Raw genomic sequence first — 16,465 nt, 5'->3', positions numbered from 1 at the left:
CGCTTAGTCATAATGTTCTATCGCCTCGCCGGCGATCGAAACCCAAGGCTCCTTGCGCTCTTCGTAGACCGAATAGTCGGGCACGAAGCCGTGGCCGGGCTCGAAATTCCCGAGCGGGATCGCATAGGCGTCATGATAGGGCCGCGCCCGATACCAGACGCCCGAACCGCAGGTGCCGCAAAAGAAGAAGTCGGCGGTGTTGCCGCTGGCACCGGTATATTGCCACATCTTCGTTTTCGCTTCGCCTTCGATGCGGACCTGCTCGGCCGGAAAGCGGGCCTGCGCGGCGAAGGCGCTGCCGCTCCGCGCCTTGCACTCGCGGCAGTGGCACACCGACACGCGGATCGGCTCGCCGGTGCAGGTGATGCGGATCTCGCCGCAGCGGCAGGAGGCGTGGCGGGTGATTTCGGTCATTTCGCGGCCTTCTTGAGTGCGGCGCGCACCAGCGCATCCAAGGTTGCGCCGGCTCCCAGCTCCTCGCTCGCCGCCGCGACCGCCGCGCTCGCTTCGCCGGGCTTGAAGCCGAGGCCGGTGAGCGCGGCGACGGCGTCGGCGAGCGGGCCGCCGGTGGGGACGCTGGCACCGGCGCTCCCCGCGATGCCGCCCAGCGCTCCGGCCTTGTCCTTCAGTTCGTGCGTGATGCGCTGCGCCAGCTTTGGCCCGACGCCGTTGGCGCGCGCGATCATCGCGCTGTCGCCGCTGGCGAGCGCGCGCTGGAGCTCGGCGACTTCGAGCGCCGAGAGGATCGCGAGCGCGACCTTGGCGCCGACGCCCTGGACGCTGGTGAGCAGGCGGAACCAGTCGCGCTCCTCGGCGCGCGCGAAGCCGAGAAGGCGCAGGAAATCCTCGCCGACCAGCATTTCGGTGTGGATGGTGACCTCGCCGCCGGCGGGGCCGAGCGCGTCCAAAGTGCGCGCCGAGGCCTCGACCAGATAGCCGACGCCGCCGACGTCGATCACCGCATGGCCTGCGCCGCTTGAATCGAGCCGTCCCGTCAGTTTTGCGATCATGGACCGGTGCTAGCGCGGGGAGAACGAAAAGGGAATCAATTTCCCGCCGCCGTCTCCTTCGCACCGTCAATTAGGCCTTTCCTACATTGTTCGGCCGTGTCAGCCTTCATCGGACTTTTCAGGCGAAGGATGCGGCCGGTCGAGTCGGGCGCATTACGGAAGGCCAAGGGGGACGTCGTTGGGCTGAACTTTCCTGAACTTTGGAATATGCTTATCCCAGGCTCCGATGATTGGCGTGACAGATCGCGACTGCCAGCGCGTCCGCCGCGTCGGCGCCCGCGACCTTCGCGCCGGGCAGCAGCACGCGGAGCATCGCCTGCACCTGCTCCTTCGCCGCGCCGCCGGTGCCGACGATCGCCTTTTTGACGAGGCGCGGGGCATATTCGGCGACGGGGAGGCCGCCGCGCGCGCAGGCGAGGAGGGCGACGCCGCGGGCGTGTGCGAGCTTCAGCGTCGATTGCGGATTGTCGTTGACGAACACTTCCTCAACCGCGGCCGAGACGGGCGCATGGTCGGCGATGACCGCGGCGAGGACGGTGTCGAGATGGGCGAGCCGGTCGGGCAGCGCGGCCTTGGCGTCGGTCTTGACCTGGCCGTTGGCGACGTGGCTGATCCGGCTGCCCTCGACGCGGATCACGCCCCAGCCGGTGCAAGAGAGCGAAGGGTCGAGGCCGAGGATGATCATGACCGGAAGCCCCTCCCCTTCAGGGGAGGGGTTGGGGTGGGGGCTGTCGAGGTTGCGCGAGGCCGATGGACCCCACCCCTGAAGGGGAGGGGGGGTAAATTCACCCCAGTTTCTCCATCACCGCGTCGGGGATGTCGTAATTGCCCCACACGGTCTGGACGTCGTCGTCGTCGTCGAGCGTATCGATCAGCTTGAACAGCGTCTGCGCCGTCGCTTCGTCGGCGACCTCGCTCTTCAGCGTCGGGCGCCAGGCGAGCTTCACGCCCTCGGCGTCGCCGAGCTTGGCTTCGAGCGCCTTGGCGACCTCGTGCAGATTCTCGACGCTGGTCCAGATCTCGTGGCCGTCCTCGGACGATTCGACGTCGTCGGCGCCGGCGTCGAGCGCGGCCTCGAACACCGTGTCGGCGTCGCCCGAGCTCGCCGGATAGGTGATCTGGCCGAGCCGGTCGAACCCGTGCGACACGCTGCCCGACGTGCCCAGATTGCCGCCGTTCTTGGCGAAGGCGGTGCGGACGTTGGTCGCGGTGCGGTTGCGGTTGTCGGTCAGCGCCTCGACGATCAGCGAGACGCCGCCGGGGCCATAACCCTCGTAGCGGATTTCCTCGTAATTCTCGCCGTCGTTGCCCGCCGCCTTGTCGATCGCGCGCTGGATATTGTCCTTGGGCATCGACTGCGCCTTCGCCGCGTTGACCGCCGCACGGAGGCGCGCGTTGGCGTCGGGATCGGGCAGGCCCATCTTCGCCGCGACGGTGATTTCGCGCGCGAGCTTGGAGAAGAGGGCGCTGCGCTTCTTGTCCTGCGCGCCCTTGCGGTACATGATGTTCTTGAATTTGCTATGGCCGGCCACGGCCTACCTCCATCGATATGGAAAAATGTGGCGCCGCCCTAGCGTGCGCGGCTTTTCGAGACAACCGCCGTGTCAGAGAACGACCGCGGTTCCGCTCGCCGACACCATCAGCATCGACCCGTTCTGGCCGAGCACCTCATAGTCGAGGTCGACGCCGATCACCGCATTGCCGCCGAGGCGCGCGGCCTCGGCTTCCATCTCGGCAATCGCTTCCTTGCGGGCGCGGGCGAGGACATCCTCATATTTGCCCGAGCGGCCGCCGACGATGTCGGTGATGCTGGCGAACAGGTCGCGGAACAGATTGGCGCCGACGATGACCTCGCCGGTGACGATGCCCAGATATTCGCGAACCGGCTGGCCTTCGACTGCATTGGTCGTGGTGCTGAACATCCTATCGTCTCCCTATGGCGTGGCGCCCGCGTCAGTCGATGCCGAGCGCCGATTTATACACGTCGAGGATCGCTTCCATCTCCTTGCGATCGTGGATCGGCATTTTGCGGAGGCGGACGATCTGGCGCATGATCTTGGGATCATAGCCCTGCGACTTGGATTCGTTGTAGACGTCGCGGATATCGTCGGCGATGCCCTTTTTCTCTTCTTCCAGCCGCTCGATGCGCTCGATGAAAAGGCGCAGTTGTTCGTCGGCAGTGATGGCTTCGCTCATTTTGGACTCCGCTGGGGTTGGATTTTGCGCGGCGAGAATCGCCTCGGCGCCCAACTAGCGAGGTCCGGGATTCTTCGCCATGCTTTCTTCCATCCGGGCGAGCTGTTCGTCGGTCGCCGGGGTGTGATGGCGCGCCTTCCATTCGGCGGTCGGCATGCCGTGGACGATCGCGCGGCCCGATTCCTTGTCCATGTCCCCCGCCTCGGCGATCCAGTCGCCAAGGCAGTTGCGGCAGAAGCCGGCGAGGCCCATCAGATCGATGTTCGCCGCATCGTGGCGATGGCGGAGCAGTCGCACCAGCCGGCGGAAGGCGGCCGCCGCGACGGCATCGTCGAGGGCGTCGAGCGCATCGGGGGCGGCGGTCTGGTCTTCGCTGCAGGACATCGGGCGTTTCTCTCCTTTGGGGACTGAATAGCTATACGGCGGTTGCCTTGGCGCGATCAACGCGCCATGCCCCGCAAGAACCGTAACGGCAAAATGACAAGCGGAGCAATCGTGGTCCAGAGTTTCACCCCCCGCCAGCGCAAAGTGCGCATCCTGGCGACCCTTGGTCCTGCGAGCGCGAATCCCGAAATGATCGCGGCGCTGCACCGCGCCGGCGCCGATGCCTTCCGCGTCAACATGAGCCACGGCGACCACGAAGGCCATGCGAAGGTCATCGCGGCGATCCGCGCGCTCGAAAAGGACACCGGCCGCCCGACGACGATCCTCGTCGACCTGCAGGGGCCGAAGCTGCGCGTCGGGACCTTCAAGGCCGGGCCCGCCGATCTGGTGAAGGACAAGAGCTTCGTTCTCGATACCGACAAGGCGCCGGGCGACGCGACGCGCGTCCATTTGCCGCATCCCGAGCTGTTCGCCGCGCTCGAGCCCGGCACGCGCCTGTTGGTCGACGACGGCAAGCTGGTGCTGCGCGTGCAAAGCGTGTCGCCGGATCGCATCGAAACGATCGTCGAGGTCGGCGGCCGGATCTCGGATCGCAAGGGGGTCAATGTCCCCGATGTCGTCGTGCCGCTCGCGGCGCTCACCGAAAAGGATCGCCGGGACCTCGCCTTCGCGCTCGATCAGCATGTCGACTGGATCGCGCTCTCCTTCGTGCAGCGTCCCGAGGACGTCGCCGAGGCGCGGCGGCTGATCGGCGGCAAGGCGGCGCTGCTCGTCAAGTTCGAGAAGCCGTCGGGGGTGCAGCGGCTCGAGGAGATATTGGAGATCGCCGACGCCGCGATGGTCGCGCGCGGCGACCTGGGGGTCGAACTGCCGCCCGAGGCGGTGCCGCCGCTCCAGAAGCGCATCGTCGCGACCGCGCGGCGGATGGGCAAGCCGGTGGTCGTCGCGACGCAGATGCTCGAATCGATGATCGTCTCGCCGACCCCGACCCGCGCCGAAGTGTCCGACGTCGCGACCGCGATCTACGACGGGGCCGACGCGATCATGCTGTCGGCCGAGACCGCCGCGGGCGCCTGGCCGGTCGAGGCGGTGGCGATGATGGATTCGATCGCGCGCTCGGTCGAAAGCGATCCCGATTACTACCGCCGGCTCCATTTCACCGAGACCTTTCCCGACGCGACGACCGCTGATGCGCTCGCCGAGGCGGCGGGGAGCATCATCGGGACGATCGGCGCCGATGCGATCATCTGCTTCACCGCGTCGGGGTCGACGGCGCGCCGCGTCGCGCGCGAGCGCCCGGGCGCACCGCTGCTCGTGCTGACGCCCAAGAAGGAAGCCGCGCGGCGGCTTGGCCTGCTGTGGGGCGCGCACGCCGTTCCGACGAAGGACATCGGCAGCTTCGAGGAGATGATCGCCAAGGGCAAGCGCATGGCGCTGCGCCACGGCATCGGCCGCGCCGGCGCGAAGCTGGTGATGATGGCGGGGGTTCCCTTCGGGACGCCGGGATCGACCAACGTGCTGCACGTCGCGACGCTGACTGGCGATGAATTGAAGGGATATGGATGATGTGACGGCAGAATGGGGAAACCCGGCGCGGCTTTTCCGTTCGGGGATGCTGCGCCCCGTCCGAATCTCCTGTCTATGCTTCGGGGGGTCGATACGGTAATGCGTTGGTCCCCACAGCGGTGAGAGAAGGGTGCCCGTTCGCATATGTTGAGGAATTTGTTTTCGAAAGGTGCGGGCGCCACCGAGACCGAACCCGAGCCAAGTTCCGAAGGGTCTGCGGTAAGCGAATCCCGCGCCTATACCGTCGGCTGGCTGCTCAATGTCGAAGGCGCCAGCGTCATCTGGGACACTCCGCGGCCCGTGCGGATCGAGTCGCAGAGCAAGGACCCCCGATCGGTCGGACAATGCCCGTCCGTGCTGGATTTCGACCGCCGCCACTTCGTGATCAATTGCCCCATCGACGTCCACCTGCGGCTCAACCTGACCGGCGGGGGGATGGAAATCACGAATGTGCTCGCAGAAAAGAGCCCGATCCGCGCCGAGGCGCTGCAACGGTGGATCGTGTTCCAGCCGCGGCACGAATGGCGCCACCCGCAGCGCCCCGTCCTCCAGATGCTGACGTCTTACGTCTTCGTTTCGGACGACCCGGTCTATGTCAATCAATATCCGCCACTCTTCCATTATACGCCCGACCGGCCGGGCATTCAGATCAGCGGTCGCTTTCCGATCGATATCTGGCCGCGCCCCTTGCAGTGGGCGTTCGAGTGGCACGACACGACGAAGGACCTGATCCTGCGGCGCGGCGAACCGCTTTTCTATGTCCGGTTCGATGGCCCGGATCCGGCGGCGCCGACGCGGCTGATCGAGGCGAAGAAGACGCCCGAGCTCGAAAGCTATATGGCGTCGATTTCGGGTGTTACGGAAATCGTCGGGCAGACCTATTCGCTGTTCAAGACGGCCCGCGAGCGCCGGCCGGCGAGGCTGCTCTACCCCAAGGATTGAGCGATCCCGCTTCGCTTGCACGATGATGGTCGAATCAAGAGGAATTTGCATTGAGATATGTCGAGGTTGTCGAATGGTCGGCGAAGGACGGCGGCGTTCACTTCACCGTGAAGGATGAGGACCAGGCGCTTCACCGCTTTGAGATAGGCGCCGAATGTTCCGCGGTCCTGGCGGGTGCGCTGGTCGCCGAACTCGAAAAGGTCGAGGGGCCGGATCGCGAAGCGCAGTTGCTCCGCCCGGTCGGGATGCAGACCGGGAAGACAGCGCAGGATGAGCCGATGCTGTTCATGACGCTTCACGGCGGGGCCGAACTGCCGTTCGTTTTCAAGCGCGAGAGCCTGGACGTCCTGATATCCGAGCTCCAGAAGCTCAAAGCCCTTATCGAACCCGGAGCGCAGATCCACTGGCGCTAACCGGCGTGCGCCGGCGACGGACTCAAGGGCTATAGCTGAGCTGCGTTCCGTTTGGCGGTCGACGTCGATTCTGATTCAGTTCGGCACAAAAGTTACCGCGCGATTCAGAAAATTTCGCCCCTGATTCAGTTCGGGACGGACAAAAATGGTAAATGATGTTTGCACCATTGACGGCGCGCGGCATATTCGGTGCATGTCGCGTGTCGGGACCCCACGTGGGAGGGCTCGCATCACTAGTCCGGAGGCCTGTCTCGCGTGTCCGCGCCGTTTCGTTTTCCGCGCTTCTTCGTCACCAGCCCGGCGCCCTGCCCTTATCTGGCGGGCAAGACCGAGCGCAAGGTGTTCACCGAACTCGGCGGCCATAACGCGAACGAGCTCAACGACGCGCTGGGCCGTATCGGGTTCCGCCGCAGCCAATCGGTCGCCTACCGGCCGAGTTGCGCCGATTGTTCGGCGTGCGTGTCGGTGCGCGTGTGCGCGAACGCCTTCGCGCCCAGCCAGTCGCAGAAGCGCAATTTGCGCCGCAACGGCGACCTCGTCGCCACCGCGTGCAAACCCTGGGCGACCGACGAGCAATATGCGTTGCTGCGCTCCTATCTCCAGTCGCGCCACCCCAATGGGGGTATGGCCGACATGGACGAGCAGGATTTCGCCGACATGGTCGAGCAAACCCCGGTCGATTCCTATATGATCGAATATCGCGAGCCGACGGCTGACGGCAGCCCCGGCCGCCTGGTCGGCTGCTGCCTGACCGACCGGCAGGGCGACGGGCTGTCGATGATCTACAGCTTCTTCGACACCGCGCATCCGCTGCGCGAGGGGCTCGGCACCTATATCATCCTCGACCATGTGCAGCGCGCGGCGGGCGCGGGGCTGCCCTATGTCTATCTCGGCTATTGGATCGAGGGATCGGCGCGCATGGCGTACAAGGCGCGGTTCCGCCCGCTCGAAAAGCTGGGCCCCGACGGCTGGTCGCGTTTCGAGCCGGTCGCATCGGACCGCATCGCGGCGATCTTCGAGCTCGCCTGACGCCGGCGGCCCCCCACCAGAATCTCTTCGTCACCAGTTGACCTCCTCCCGCTTTCAAGGGCATAGCTTCGCATCCAGGACATAAGTCCGGGTCGCATCCGTTATTGGTCGCCGGGGGCTGGCGATGGGGGGTAGGATGCCCATGCGCGCATTTGTCTGCATCCGCGGGAATCGACTGCTTCGAGCGGTCGGATTTGGCGCGGGCGCCGTATGAGCGAAGCGGTCAAGGTCGCGATCATCGGGTCGGGGCCGGCGGGTCTCAGCGCCGCGTCGCGCGCGGCGCAGCTCGGATTGAGCCATGTGCTCCTCGAAAAGACCGATCACCTCTCTGACACCATCTTCAAATATCAGAAGGGCAAGCATGTCATGGCGACGCCCGCTCGCCTCGACCTGCGTTCCGACTGCCGCTTCGATGAAGGCTCGCGCGAGGCGATCCTGGGCATCTGGGAGGAGGATGCCGCGGCGAACAAGGTGAACATCCTCTATCGCGCCGAGGTCGTCGAAGTGACGGGCGCGAAGGGCGCATTCCAGATCAAGACCGCGAAGGGCGATACGATCGTCGCCGAGACGATCGTGCTCGCGATCGGGACGCAGGGCAATCCGAACCGGATGCGCTGCCCCGGCAACGACCTGCCGCACATCATCTATCAGGTCGACGATCCCGAGGATTTCAAGGACCGGCATATCACCGTCGTCGGATCGGGCGACGCGGGGATCGAGAATGCGCTCGGCGTCGCCGAGGAGGCGCTCGAGAACCGGGTGACCATCCTCAATCGCTCGAAGGATTTCGCGCGCGCCAAGGCGAAGAATGTCTCCGACCTGATGGAGGCGGGCGAGAATGGCGCGATCAGCGTCCGCACCGAAACGCAGCCCAAGCTGGTCGAGGAGGGCTGGCTGACGCTCGAGACGCCGACCGGCGACGAGAGGATTCAGTGCGACGTCATCGTCGCGCGCCTCGGCTCGGTCGCGCCACGCGCCTTCGTCGAATCGATGGGGATCGAATTCACCGGTCCCGACCGCGAGGCCTTTCCGAAGCTGTCGCCGACCTTCGAGACGGTGGTGCCGGGCATCTATGTCATCGGCGCGCTCGCAGGCTATCCGCTGATCAAGCATTGCATGAACCAGGGCTATGACGTCGTCGAGTTCCTGAACGGCAACGCCGCGCTGACTCCCGCCGACGAAAAGGATCTGGCGGCGATCTTCGCCGATTTGCCGGGGCCGAAATCGGTCAGCGAATGGCTCGACTTCCTGCGGACGCGCGTGCGCATCTTCGCCGACGTGTCGCCGCTGCAGATGCGCGAATTCATGCTCGATTCGAAGGTCGCCTTCTACCGACAAGGCGAGGTGGTGTTCGAGAAGGACGAGCCCGGATCGTCGCTGTTCGCGATCGCCGACGGCCACGCGCTGGTCGAGGTCGCGCCGGGGGTGACCGTGCCGATCGAGCAGGGTTCGATCTTCGGCGAGGTCGGGCTGATCTCGGGCCGCAAGCGCGGCGCGACGATCCGCGCCGGCGAGGACAGCATCTTCGTCGAGATGTCGCGCACCGCCGCGATCAAGCTGATGGGCGCGGTACCGGGCGCGAAGCGCGTGATCGAGCGCATCTCGCTCGAACGCCAGCTGCTCCAGATCTTCAAGGGCGGGCTGACCGTCGACGATCTCGCGCCCGTCGTCGATGGCGCCGAGGTGATCCGCGTGCCCGCAGGCAAGACCGTGCTCGAAGAGGGCGATGCGGGGGACGATGTCTATGTTATCCGGTCGGGGTCGATGGTGGTCGAGAAGAGCATCGGCGGCAAGCCGATCTTCCTCCGCTACCTGCCCGCCGGCAGCTACTTCGGCGAGATGGCGGTGCTGAGCGGCGCACCCCGCAACGCGACGGTGAAGGCGGCGGTCGGCAGCGAGGTGATCAAGCTGACCGGCGCGGGCTTCCAGGCGATGCTCGCGGCGCGGCCGCAGGTGCGCGAGGCGACCGAGAAGGCGGTCGCCGAGCGCGCGCAGATGAACAGCTTCATCGAATCGCGCAAGGCGAGCTATTCGAGCGCCGTCGATCTTTATTCGGACACCGCGAGCTTCATCATGAAGGAGGGGCTCGGCGAGGCGACCGATGCCTTGCTGATCGACGAGAATCTGTGCGTCGGCTGCGACAATTGCGAAAAGGCGTGCGCCGACAGCCACGAAGGACTCTCGCGGCTCGACCGCGAGGCGGGCAAGACCTTCGCTCACCTGCATGTCCCGACGAGCTGCCGCCACTGCGAGCATCCGCACTGCATGGCCGACTGTCCGCCCAACGTCATCCACCGCGGCCCCGACGGCGAAGTGTTCATGGAAGAAGGCTGCATCGGCTGCGGCAACTGCATGCGCAACTGCCCCTATGGGGTGATCCGCATGGAGGCGGCGCCGCCGCCGAAGCCGGGGCTGCTCAGCTGGCTGCTCCTGGGGCGCGGGCCGGGGCCCGGCGAGCCGTCGTCCAAATGGACCAAGGCGAACATGCCCGAGGGCAAGAAGCCGAAGAAGATCGCGGTCAAATGCGACATGTGCAAGGGACTGGCGGGCGGTCCCGCCTGCGTGCGCGCGTGTCCCACGGGCGCCGCGATCCGCGTGTCGCCCGAAGAATTCCTGTCGATCGCGCGGCTCGAAGAGGACGCCGGCTGATGGCGACGCTCTTTCGCCGTCGGCGCGCGAAGGCGACCCAGACCGAGCGCGTGCGCGAACGGCGGCACGAAGGCTTCCTGCGCCACGCCAATTTCCGCTGGGCGAAGATCTCGGGCGGGCTCTGCCTGCTCGTCATCGTCTCCTATACGCTGATTGACGTGACTCCGCGGCCCAATGGCGGCAGCTGGTACGGCTATACGCTCGGGACGATCGGCGCGCTGCTGATCCTCTGGCTCACCGCACTCGGCTATCGCAAACGCCGGATGACGAGCGACTTCTGGTCGCTGAAGGCGTGGACCTCGGCGCATGTCTATCTGGGTCTCAGCCTGATCGTCATCGGCACCTGGCACACCGGCTTCCAGCTCGGCTGGAACGTCCACACGCTCGCCTGGGCGCTGATGATGCTGGTGATCCTGTCGGGCCTCTATGGCGTCGCCGTCTATGCGCTGCTGCCGCAGGCGCTGTCGAACAACCGCGAGCAGATGACGCAGATGCAGATGCTCGAGGCGATCCGCGCCTTCGACCGCCAGCTCCACGCCGCCGCGCAGCCGCTGCCGCCGGACGAGGCGGCGCCGGTTCTCGCCTCGCTCGAACAGGATCCGTTCGCCGGCGGGATCGCGGCGCGGCTGACCGGTCGCTATCCCAATCGCGCGACCGCGACGGCGCGCGCGGCGCTGGCCGAGGCCCTGGGCGGCGATGCCGAGGCGCGCGCGAAGGTGATCGCGCTGCTGTCGCAGAAGGAGGCGGCGCTGGCGCGGCTGCGCGAGCATCTCCGGCTGCGCGCGCTGCTCGAAATCTGGCTCTATGTGCATGTGCCGCTGACCTTCGCGCTGATCGCGGCGCTGTCGGCGCACATCATCAGCGTCTTCTTCTATTGGTAGGCGGGGGACGATGAGCTTCATCCTGCGCCGCATCGCGACGACCAAGACGGGCAAGCAGATCGTCCGCGATCTCGCGCTGCCGGGCGACACGATCTCGCTCGGGCGCGACAGCGGCAACGCGATCCACATCGCCGATCTCGCCGTGAACCCGCATCACGCCACCATCGCGAGCGCCGACGGACGGCATGTCCGCATCGCCGCGCAGGAAGGGCTCGGCTTCGACCTCAACGGGCGGACGCTCGACAGCGCCGACATCGACAGCGCCGCGGGCGCCGAACTGCGTTTCGGCGGCCACCGGCTGACGATCGCGCGCGAGGGCGAGGCTATCATCCTGCTCGTCGAGCGGATCGACGAGCTGTCGCAATCGTCGAAGGACGTCGACGAGGCCAAGGCCTTCTCGCTCGCGGGGACCATGCCCGGCAAGCGCGTCGGCGCCTGGACCTTCGCGCTGTTCGTGCTGCTCGCCTTCCTGATCGGGCCGATCTGGGCGTGGCACAGCTACAAGGGCGTCGACGAACGGCCGCAGGGTTATCACGCCGACAGCGCCTGGCTGTCGGGGCCGCTGTCGAGCGCGCATGCGAACCTGAAGAACGACTGCCAAGCCTGCCATGTCGAACCCTTCGTCGCGGTCACCGACAAGGCGTGCGTCGGCTGCCACACCGGCGAGCACAAGGCGATGAGCGCGAGCCACGCCGGCGCGCCGACCGCGATGCTGCTCGCCGCCCGCGCTCCCCCGGGAATGGGGGAGAAGGTACTGGCGGGCTTCGCGAATGCGTTCAACAAGCCGCAGGGCCGCTGCGTCGGCTGCCATACCGAGCATGAGGGCGCCGGGCCAATGCCCGCGACGCCGCAGGCCTTCTGCGCCGACTGCCACGCGGGCATGGCGGCGCGGCTGACGGCCGCAGGGTTCAAGGCGAGCGTTGCCGACGCGGGCGATTTCGGGACCAGCCACCCGGGCTTCCGCCCGCTGGTCCGCGCCGCGCCGGGTGCCAGGCCGATGCGTGCGATCCCCGGCAAGCCCCTTCTCGATCATGACGGCCTCAAATTCCCGCACGACCTCCACCTTCAGGCCGGGGGCGGCGTCGCGCGCATGGCCGCGAGCTTCCGCGGCCGGTTCGGCTTTGGGCAAAAGCTCGAATGCGAGAATTGCCACCGGCCCGAGGCAGACGGCGTCCGCATCGCGCCGGTCGCGATGGAGCGCGACTGCGCGATGTGCCACAGCCTCGCGTTCGAGACCGTCGGCGGGGTCACCCGCACGCTCCGCCACGGCGAACCCGATCAGGTCGTCGCCGACCTTTATGCCTATTATCGCTCGACCCCGCCGACGCGACCGCTCCAGCTCGGCGGCATGGCGCGGCGGCGTCCGGGCCAATATGCCGAGGGGCAGGTCTACAACATCTATTTCCGCGAGGCCGCGGTGCGCCCGGGACGGGCGGAGGATGCGGTGCGCGCGGTCTTCTCGAAGGGGGGCGCCTGCTATGACTGCCACACAATCTTCGCGCCGCGATCGGGTAACGGCTGGCGCGTGATGGCGGTGCACCAGACGCCGCGTTTCCTCGAAAAGGGCTGGTTCGACCATGCGGCGCACAAGGAAACCGACTGCGCCGATTGCCACACCGCGGCGAAAGGATCGAAGCTGGCGAGCGAGTTGCTCGTGCCGGGGCTCGGCCAGTGTCGCACCTGCCATGTCGGCGGCGACGGCGCGCGACTGGCGACGGCGAAGGTCGGGACCGCGACCGCATCGCCCTGCGCGATGTGCCACGAATATCATGACGACGGCGGCAAGCCGTGGATGCCCGAGCGCCAGCGCCGCAAGGATGTGACCGCCATCACAGATCGGCCGCCGCGCGGCGTCTACGCTGTGCGCGAGATCACAGGGCCCGAACGCCGGGGCCTTTACGATGCGACATGGCGCGCCCCGGCCTTGAGTCGGGTGCGAGGGGGTGGCTAATCATCGGCCGGCCGGCGCGCCGGCACGGAGCAGGGGACGGAGATGCTGATCGCCCAGATCACCGATATCCATATCGGTTTCGATCCGGACAATCCGGCCGAATATAACCGCAAGCGCCTCGACGAGGTGCTCGACGTGCTGATGAAGGGGCCCAACCGGCCCGACCTGCTGCTCGCCACCGGCGACATCACCGATCGCGGCGACCCCGCGAGCTACCGCCGCCTCGCGACCGCCTTTTCGCGCTGTCCCTTTCCTGTGTGGCCGAGTGTCGGCAATCACGACCTGCGCGACAATTTCCGCGACTATTTCCCCGGCTTCGACGACGGCAACGGCTTCATCCAGTACAGCATCGACCTCCCCGAATTGCGGCTGGTCACGATCGACACGCTCGAGGAGGGGCGCCACGGCGGCGCCTATTGCGAGGCGCGCGCGGCGTGGCTCGAGGCCGAACTGGCGAAGGATAGGGCAAAGCCCACCTATATCGTGATGCACCATCCGCCGGTCGAATGCGGTATCGACTGGATGAACACGCATAGCGACGAACCCTGGGTTCACCGCTTCACCGCGGTCGTGCGGCGGCATCCCCAGGTGCGCGGGCTGATCTGCGGCCACCTCCACCGCAGCGTTACCGTCGCCTGGGAGGGCCGCACCGTTGCCATATGCTCCTCGATCGCGCCGCAGGTTTCGCTGGACCTCCGCCCGATCGACGAGGAGCAACCCGACGACCGCCCGATGATCGTCGCCGAGGACCCCGCCTATGCGCTCCACCACTGGAACGGGCGCGAGCTCGTCAGCTTCTACGACCATGCCGGCGCGCACACGATGCTCGCCAAATATGACGAGCGGCTGCAGCCGCTGGTGCGCGAGCTGAAGGCCGAGCGGCCGGTCTAGCCCTTCTAATAGCCCAGCGTCAGGTCGACCTGCGGCGCGACGGGCTCTCCGCGCTGCCAGCGGCCCAGATTGTCGAGGAAGCGCTCCGCCGCGCGGACGAACATCTTGTCCTGCGCGCGGCCTGACAGGTGCATGGTGACATGCGCGTTGTCGAGGCTCCACAGCGGGTCGCCCTCCGGGAGCGGTTCGGGGGTCGTGACGTCGAGGAAGGCCGCGGCGATTTGTTGCTCGTTCAGCGCCGCGACGAGCGCGGCCTGATCGACGACGCTGCCGCGCGCGATGTTGATCAGCGTCGCGCTCGGTTTCATCGCCGCCAACTCTCCGGCGCCGATCATGCCGTCGGTCTCCGGCGTCGCGGGAACGGCGAGGATCACCCAGTCGAACTCGCCGAGCCGCGCGCGCCACTGGTCGGGCGACAGGCTGTTCGCGCCCGGCGACCGGCGCACGATCGTCACGTCGACTGCAAAGCCCCTCAGCCGCTCCTCGATCAGCTTGCCGATCGCTCCATAGCCGAGCAGCAGCGCCTTCGATCCGTAAAGCTCGACCTTGCCCGGCGAATCGAGCAGCCATTCGCGGCGGTCCTGCGCGCGGACGACGTCGCGATAGCCCTTGGCGACGGTCAGCATCCCCATCACCACATATTCGGCGATCGTGATCGCGTTGATCCCGGCGCCGTTGGTGACGACCGTTCCGCGCTGTCGCAGCAGGTCGAGCGGCATGCCGTCGACCCCGGCATAGATCGAATTGAGCCATCGGAGCTTCGTCGCCGCTTCGATCGCCGCCGCCATATCCTTCTTGTCGTACATGTCGAACCAGCCGATCTCGGCTTCGGGGGCGAGCGCCATCGCTTCTTCCTTGCTCATGAAGAAGCGGGGTTCGACCCAGTCGGGGAGGCGGTTCTCGACGAGCGGGCGGATCAGGCCGGACAGGACGGTGATGGTCATATATCTCCCCTCCCGCTTGCGGGAGGGACCGGGGGAGGGCCTGTCGTCCGCTGCGGGTTGGCTCTACATGCCCTCCCCTGACCCCTCCCGCAAGCGGGAGGGGAACTATGCCTCCAGCCGCCAGTCCCAGCCCAGCGGGTCGCCGTCCATCACCTCGACCCCCGCGGCGTTGAGTTCGTCGCGCAGCGCGTCGGAGGCGGCGAAGTCCTTGGCGGCGCGGGCTTCCTTGCGGCGGGCGAGCGCGGTTTCGATTTCGGCTTCGGTGATCGTCGCGGCCTTGGGGCGGATGCGAAGGTCGGCGCGCGACAGGGTCAGGATTTCGAGACCGAGCACGCGATCCATCGTTTCGAGCGCCGCGCGCTTCTGTCCAGCATCGACCTTCTTCATCGCCGCCACATCTTCGATCAGCGTCAGCGCGACGGGCGTGTTGAGATCGTCGGATATCGCCGCGTCGAAGCGCGCGAGCAGGTCGGCGAGGCGGTTGTCGGTCACCGGCGCTGCTTCGGCTTCGCGGGCCGGTGCCGCGGCCATCACCAGCCGCTTCAGCCGCGTCAGCGCCGCGCCGAGCCCTTCCCACGAAAATTCCAGCTCGCTGCGGTAATGCGCCTGCAGGCACATCAGGCGGTAGGCGAGGGGGTGGTAGCCCTTGTCGATCAGAAGCTGCACGCGCAGGAATTCGCCGCTCGATTTCGACATTTTGCCGCTGCGGTCGACGAGGAAATTATTGTGCATCCACAGGCGTGCGCCGCTGTCGGCCGAGCAGCCGTGCGCCTGGTTCTGCGCGATCTCGTTCGGGTGATGGATCTCGCGGTGATCGATGCCGCCGGTATGGATGTCGAAGGGGAAGCCGAGCAACGCCTCCGACATCACCGAGCATTCGAGGTGCCAGCCGGGCGCGCCGCGGCCCCAGGGCGAATCCCATTCCATCTGGCGCTTTTCGCCCGTCGGGGTCTTGCGCCAGATGGCGAAATCGGCGGGGTGGCGCTTGCCGTCGACGGGGTCGATGCGGCTCTCGCCCTCGTCACTGCCGTGGCGGGCGAGGCGGCCATAGTCGGCGACGGTCGTGGTGTCGAAATAGAGGCCGCCGTCGAGCTCGTAGCAATGCTTGTCGGCGATCGCTTTCGCGAAGTCGATCATCGCTGGGACATAGTCGGTCGCGATCGACCAGTGCGCGGGCTGGCGAATATTGAGCGCCTTCACGTCGGCCCAATAGGCCTCGGTATAATGGCGCGCAATGTCCCAGATCGACGTTTTTTCACCTTTTTGGGCCTTTTCCGCCGCCGCCTTCTCCAGCTTGTCCTCGCCCGCGTCGGCGTCGTCGGTCAGATGGCCGACGTCGGTGATGTTGATGACGTGGGTGAGTTTGTAGCCCTTGAACGACAGCGTGCGCCCCAGCGTGTCGGCGAAGACATAGGCGCGCATATTGCCGATGTGCGGATAGTTGTAGACCGTCGGCCCGCACGAATAGACGCGCGCCTCGCCGGGGTGGACGGGCCGGAAGTCTTCCAGGCTGCGCGTCAAGCTGTTGAACAGCCGCAGCGGCGCGGGGGCAGAGGCATCGGTCATCGCCGCGCCCATGCCTTGCGCCGGGGCACCCCGTCAACCGAAA

17 protein-coding genes are annotated in these 16,465 nt (G+C 66.8%); 8 read left to right on the top strand and 9 right to left on the bottom strand.

What is annotated here, in order from left to right:
• Positions 1–3: 3 nt before the first annotated feature.
• The 7 genes from CD928_RS13765 to CD928_RS13735 form a co-directional block, all read right to left on the bottom strand.
• Positions 4–414: a GFA family protein gene (locus tag CD928_RS13765; RefSeq protein WP_095387675.1), complete on the bottom strand. Its 411-nt coding sequence runs from the start codon at positions 412–414 to the stop codon at positions 4–6.
• Complete coding sequence (gene ruvA, locus CD928_RS13760; RefSeq protein WP_095387674.1) at positions 411–1,010, bottom strand: Holliday junction branch migration protein RuvA; 600 nt, start codon at positions 1,008–1,010, stop codon at positions 411–413. Before ruvA ends, CD928_RS13765 begins: the two co-directional genes overlap by 4 nt.
• A 211-nt stretch (positions 1,011–1,221) precedes the next feature.
• The gene (ruvC, locus tag CD928_RS13755) at positions 1,222–1,695 is read right to left on the bottom strand and encodes a crossover junction endodeoxyribonuclease RuvC (protein ID WP_095387673.1); all 474 of its coding nucleotides are present in this window, start codon (positions 1,693–1,695) and stop codon (positions 1,222–1,224) included.
• A gap of 100 nt (positions 1,696–1,795) precedes the next feature.
• Positions 1,796–2,542 carry a YebC/PmpR family DNA-binding transcriptional regulator gene (locus tag CD928_RS13750; RefSeq protein ID WP_095387672.1) on the bottom strand — a complete coding sequence of 249 codons (747 nt, stop codon included), beginning with the start codon at positions 2,540–2,542 and terminating at the stop codon, positions 1,796–1,798.
• Positions 2,543–2,614: 72 nt separating this feature from the next.
• The gene (locus CD928_RS13745; RefSeq protein WP_095387671.1) at positions 2,615–2,932 is read right to left on the bottom strand and encodes a heavy metal-binding domain-containing protein; all 318 of its coding nucleotides are present in this window, start codon (positions 2,930–2,932) and stop codon (positions 2,615–2,617) included.
• A 31-nt stretch (positions 2,933–2,963) separates the two neighbouring features.
• Positions 2,964–3,206: a DUF2312 domain-containing protein gene (locus CD928_RS13740; RefSeq protein ID WP_095388060.1), complete on the bottom strand. Its 243-nt coding sequence runs from the start codon at positions 3,204–3,206 to the stop codon at positions 2,964–2,966.
• Positions 3,207–3,260: 54 nt separating this feature from the next.
• Positions 3,261–3,590, bottom strand: a complete 330-nt coding sequence (locus CD928_RS13735) for a DUF1244 domain-containing protein (RefSeq protein WP_095387670.1) — start codon at positions 3,588–3,590, stop codon at positions 3,261–3,263.
• 111 nt (positions 3,591–3,701) lie between these two features.
• On the opposite strand from CD928_RS13735, the gene pyk reads away from it, so the two are divergent.
• The 8 genes from pyk to CD928_RS13695 all read left to right on the top strand — a co-directional run bounded on the left by pyk (position 3,702) and on the right by CD928_RS13695 (position 13,912).
• Positions 3,702–5,156, top strand: a complete 1,455-nt coding sequence (gene pyk, locus CD928_RS13730; protein ID WP_095387669.1) for a pyruvate kinase — start codon at positions 3,702–3,704, stop codon at positions 5,154–5,156.
• A 144-nt stretch (positions 5,157–5,300) separates the two neighbouring features.
• Complete coding sequence (locus tag CD928_RS13725; protein WP_095387668.1) at positions 5,301–6,098, top strand: hypothetical protein; 798 nt, start codon at positions 5,301–5,303, stop codon at positions 6,096–6,098.
• Positions 6,099–6,148: 50 nt separating this feature from the next.
• Entirely contained in the window at positions 6,149–6,511 is a 363-nt protein-coding gene (locus CD928_RS13720) for a hypothetical protein (protein ID WP_095387667.1), read from the top strand.
• A gap of 255 nt (positions 6,512–6,766) precedes the next feature.
• Complete coding sequence (locus tag CD928_RS13715) at positions 6,767–7,540, top strand: arginyltransferase (protein ID WP_095387666.1); 774 nt, start codon at positions 6,767–6,769, stop codon at positions 7,538–7,540.
• A gap of 210 nt (positions 7,541–7,750) precedes the next feature.
• Positions 7,751–10,189, top strand: coding sequence for an FAD-dependent oxidoreductase (locus CD928_RS13710; protein ID WP_095387665.1), 2,439 nt, complete (start codon positions 7,751–7,753; stop codon positions 10,187–10,189).
• Positions 10,189–11,070: a hypothetical protein gene (locus tag CD928_RS13705; protein ID WP_255247168.1), complete on the top strand. Its 882-nt coding sequence runs from the start codon at positions 10,189–10,191 to the stop codon at positions 11,068–11,070. The genes CD928_RS13710 and CD928_RS13705 overlap by 1 nt, the downstream gene beginning before the upstream one ends.
• 10 nt (positions 11,071–11,080) lie before the next feature.
• Positions 11,081–13,021, top strand: coding sequence for a cytochrome c3 family protein (locus CD928_RS13700; RefSeq protein ID WP_095387664.1), 1,941 nt, complete (start codon positions 11,081–11,083; stop codon positions 13,019–13,021).
• 42 nt (positions 13,022–13,063) lie between these two features.
• Positions 13,064–13,912 (top strand): phosphodiesterase, encoded by an 849-nt coding sequence (locus CD928_RS13695; protein WP_095387663.1) that lies wholly within the window; start codon positions 13,064–13,066, stop codon positions 13,910–13,912.
• A gap of 5 nt (positions 13,913–13,917) precedes the next feature.
• On the opposite strand, the gene CD928_RS13690 is transcribed toward CD928_RS13695, so the two are convergent.
• Both CD928_RS13690 and cysS read right to left on the bottom strand, forming a co-directional pair.
• Positions 13,918–14,856: a D-2-hydroxyacid dehydrogenase gene (locus CD928_RS13690; RefSeq protein WP_095387662.1), complete on the bottom strand. Its 939-nt coding sequence runs from the start codon at positions 14,854–14,856 to the stop codon at positions 13,918–13,920.
• A 105-nt stretch (positions 14,857–14,961) separates the two neighbouring features.
• Positions 14,962–16,422, bottom strand: coding sequence for a cysteine--tRNA ligase (cysS, locus tag CD928_RS13685; protein WP_095388058.1), 1,461 nt, complete (start codon positions 16,420–16,422; stop codon positions 14,962–14,964).
• Positions 16,423–16,465 lie beyond the last annotated feature (43 nt).

Source organism: Sphingopyxis sp. GW247-27LB, from assembly GCF_002277025.1.
In the GTDB taxonomy this organism is placed as follows: Bacteria; Pseudomonadota; Alphaproteobacteria; order Sphingomonadales; family Sphingomonadaceae; genus Sphingopyxis.
Note: the sequence above shows the minus strand (reverse complement) of the source record. Positions and strands in the feature narration are given on the sequence as shown.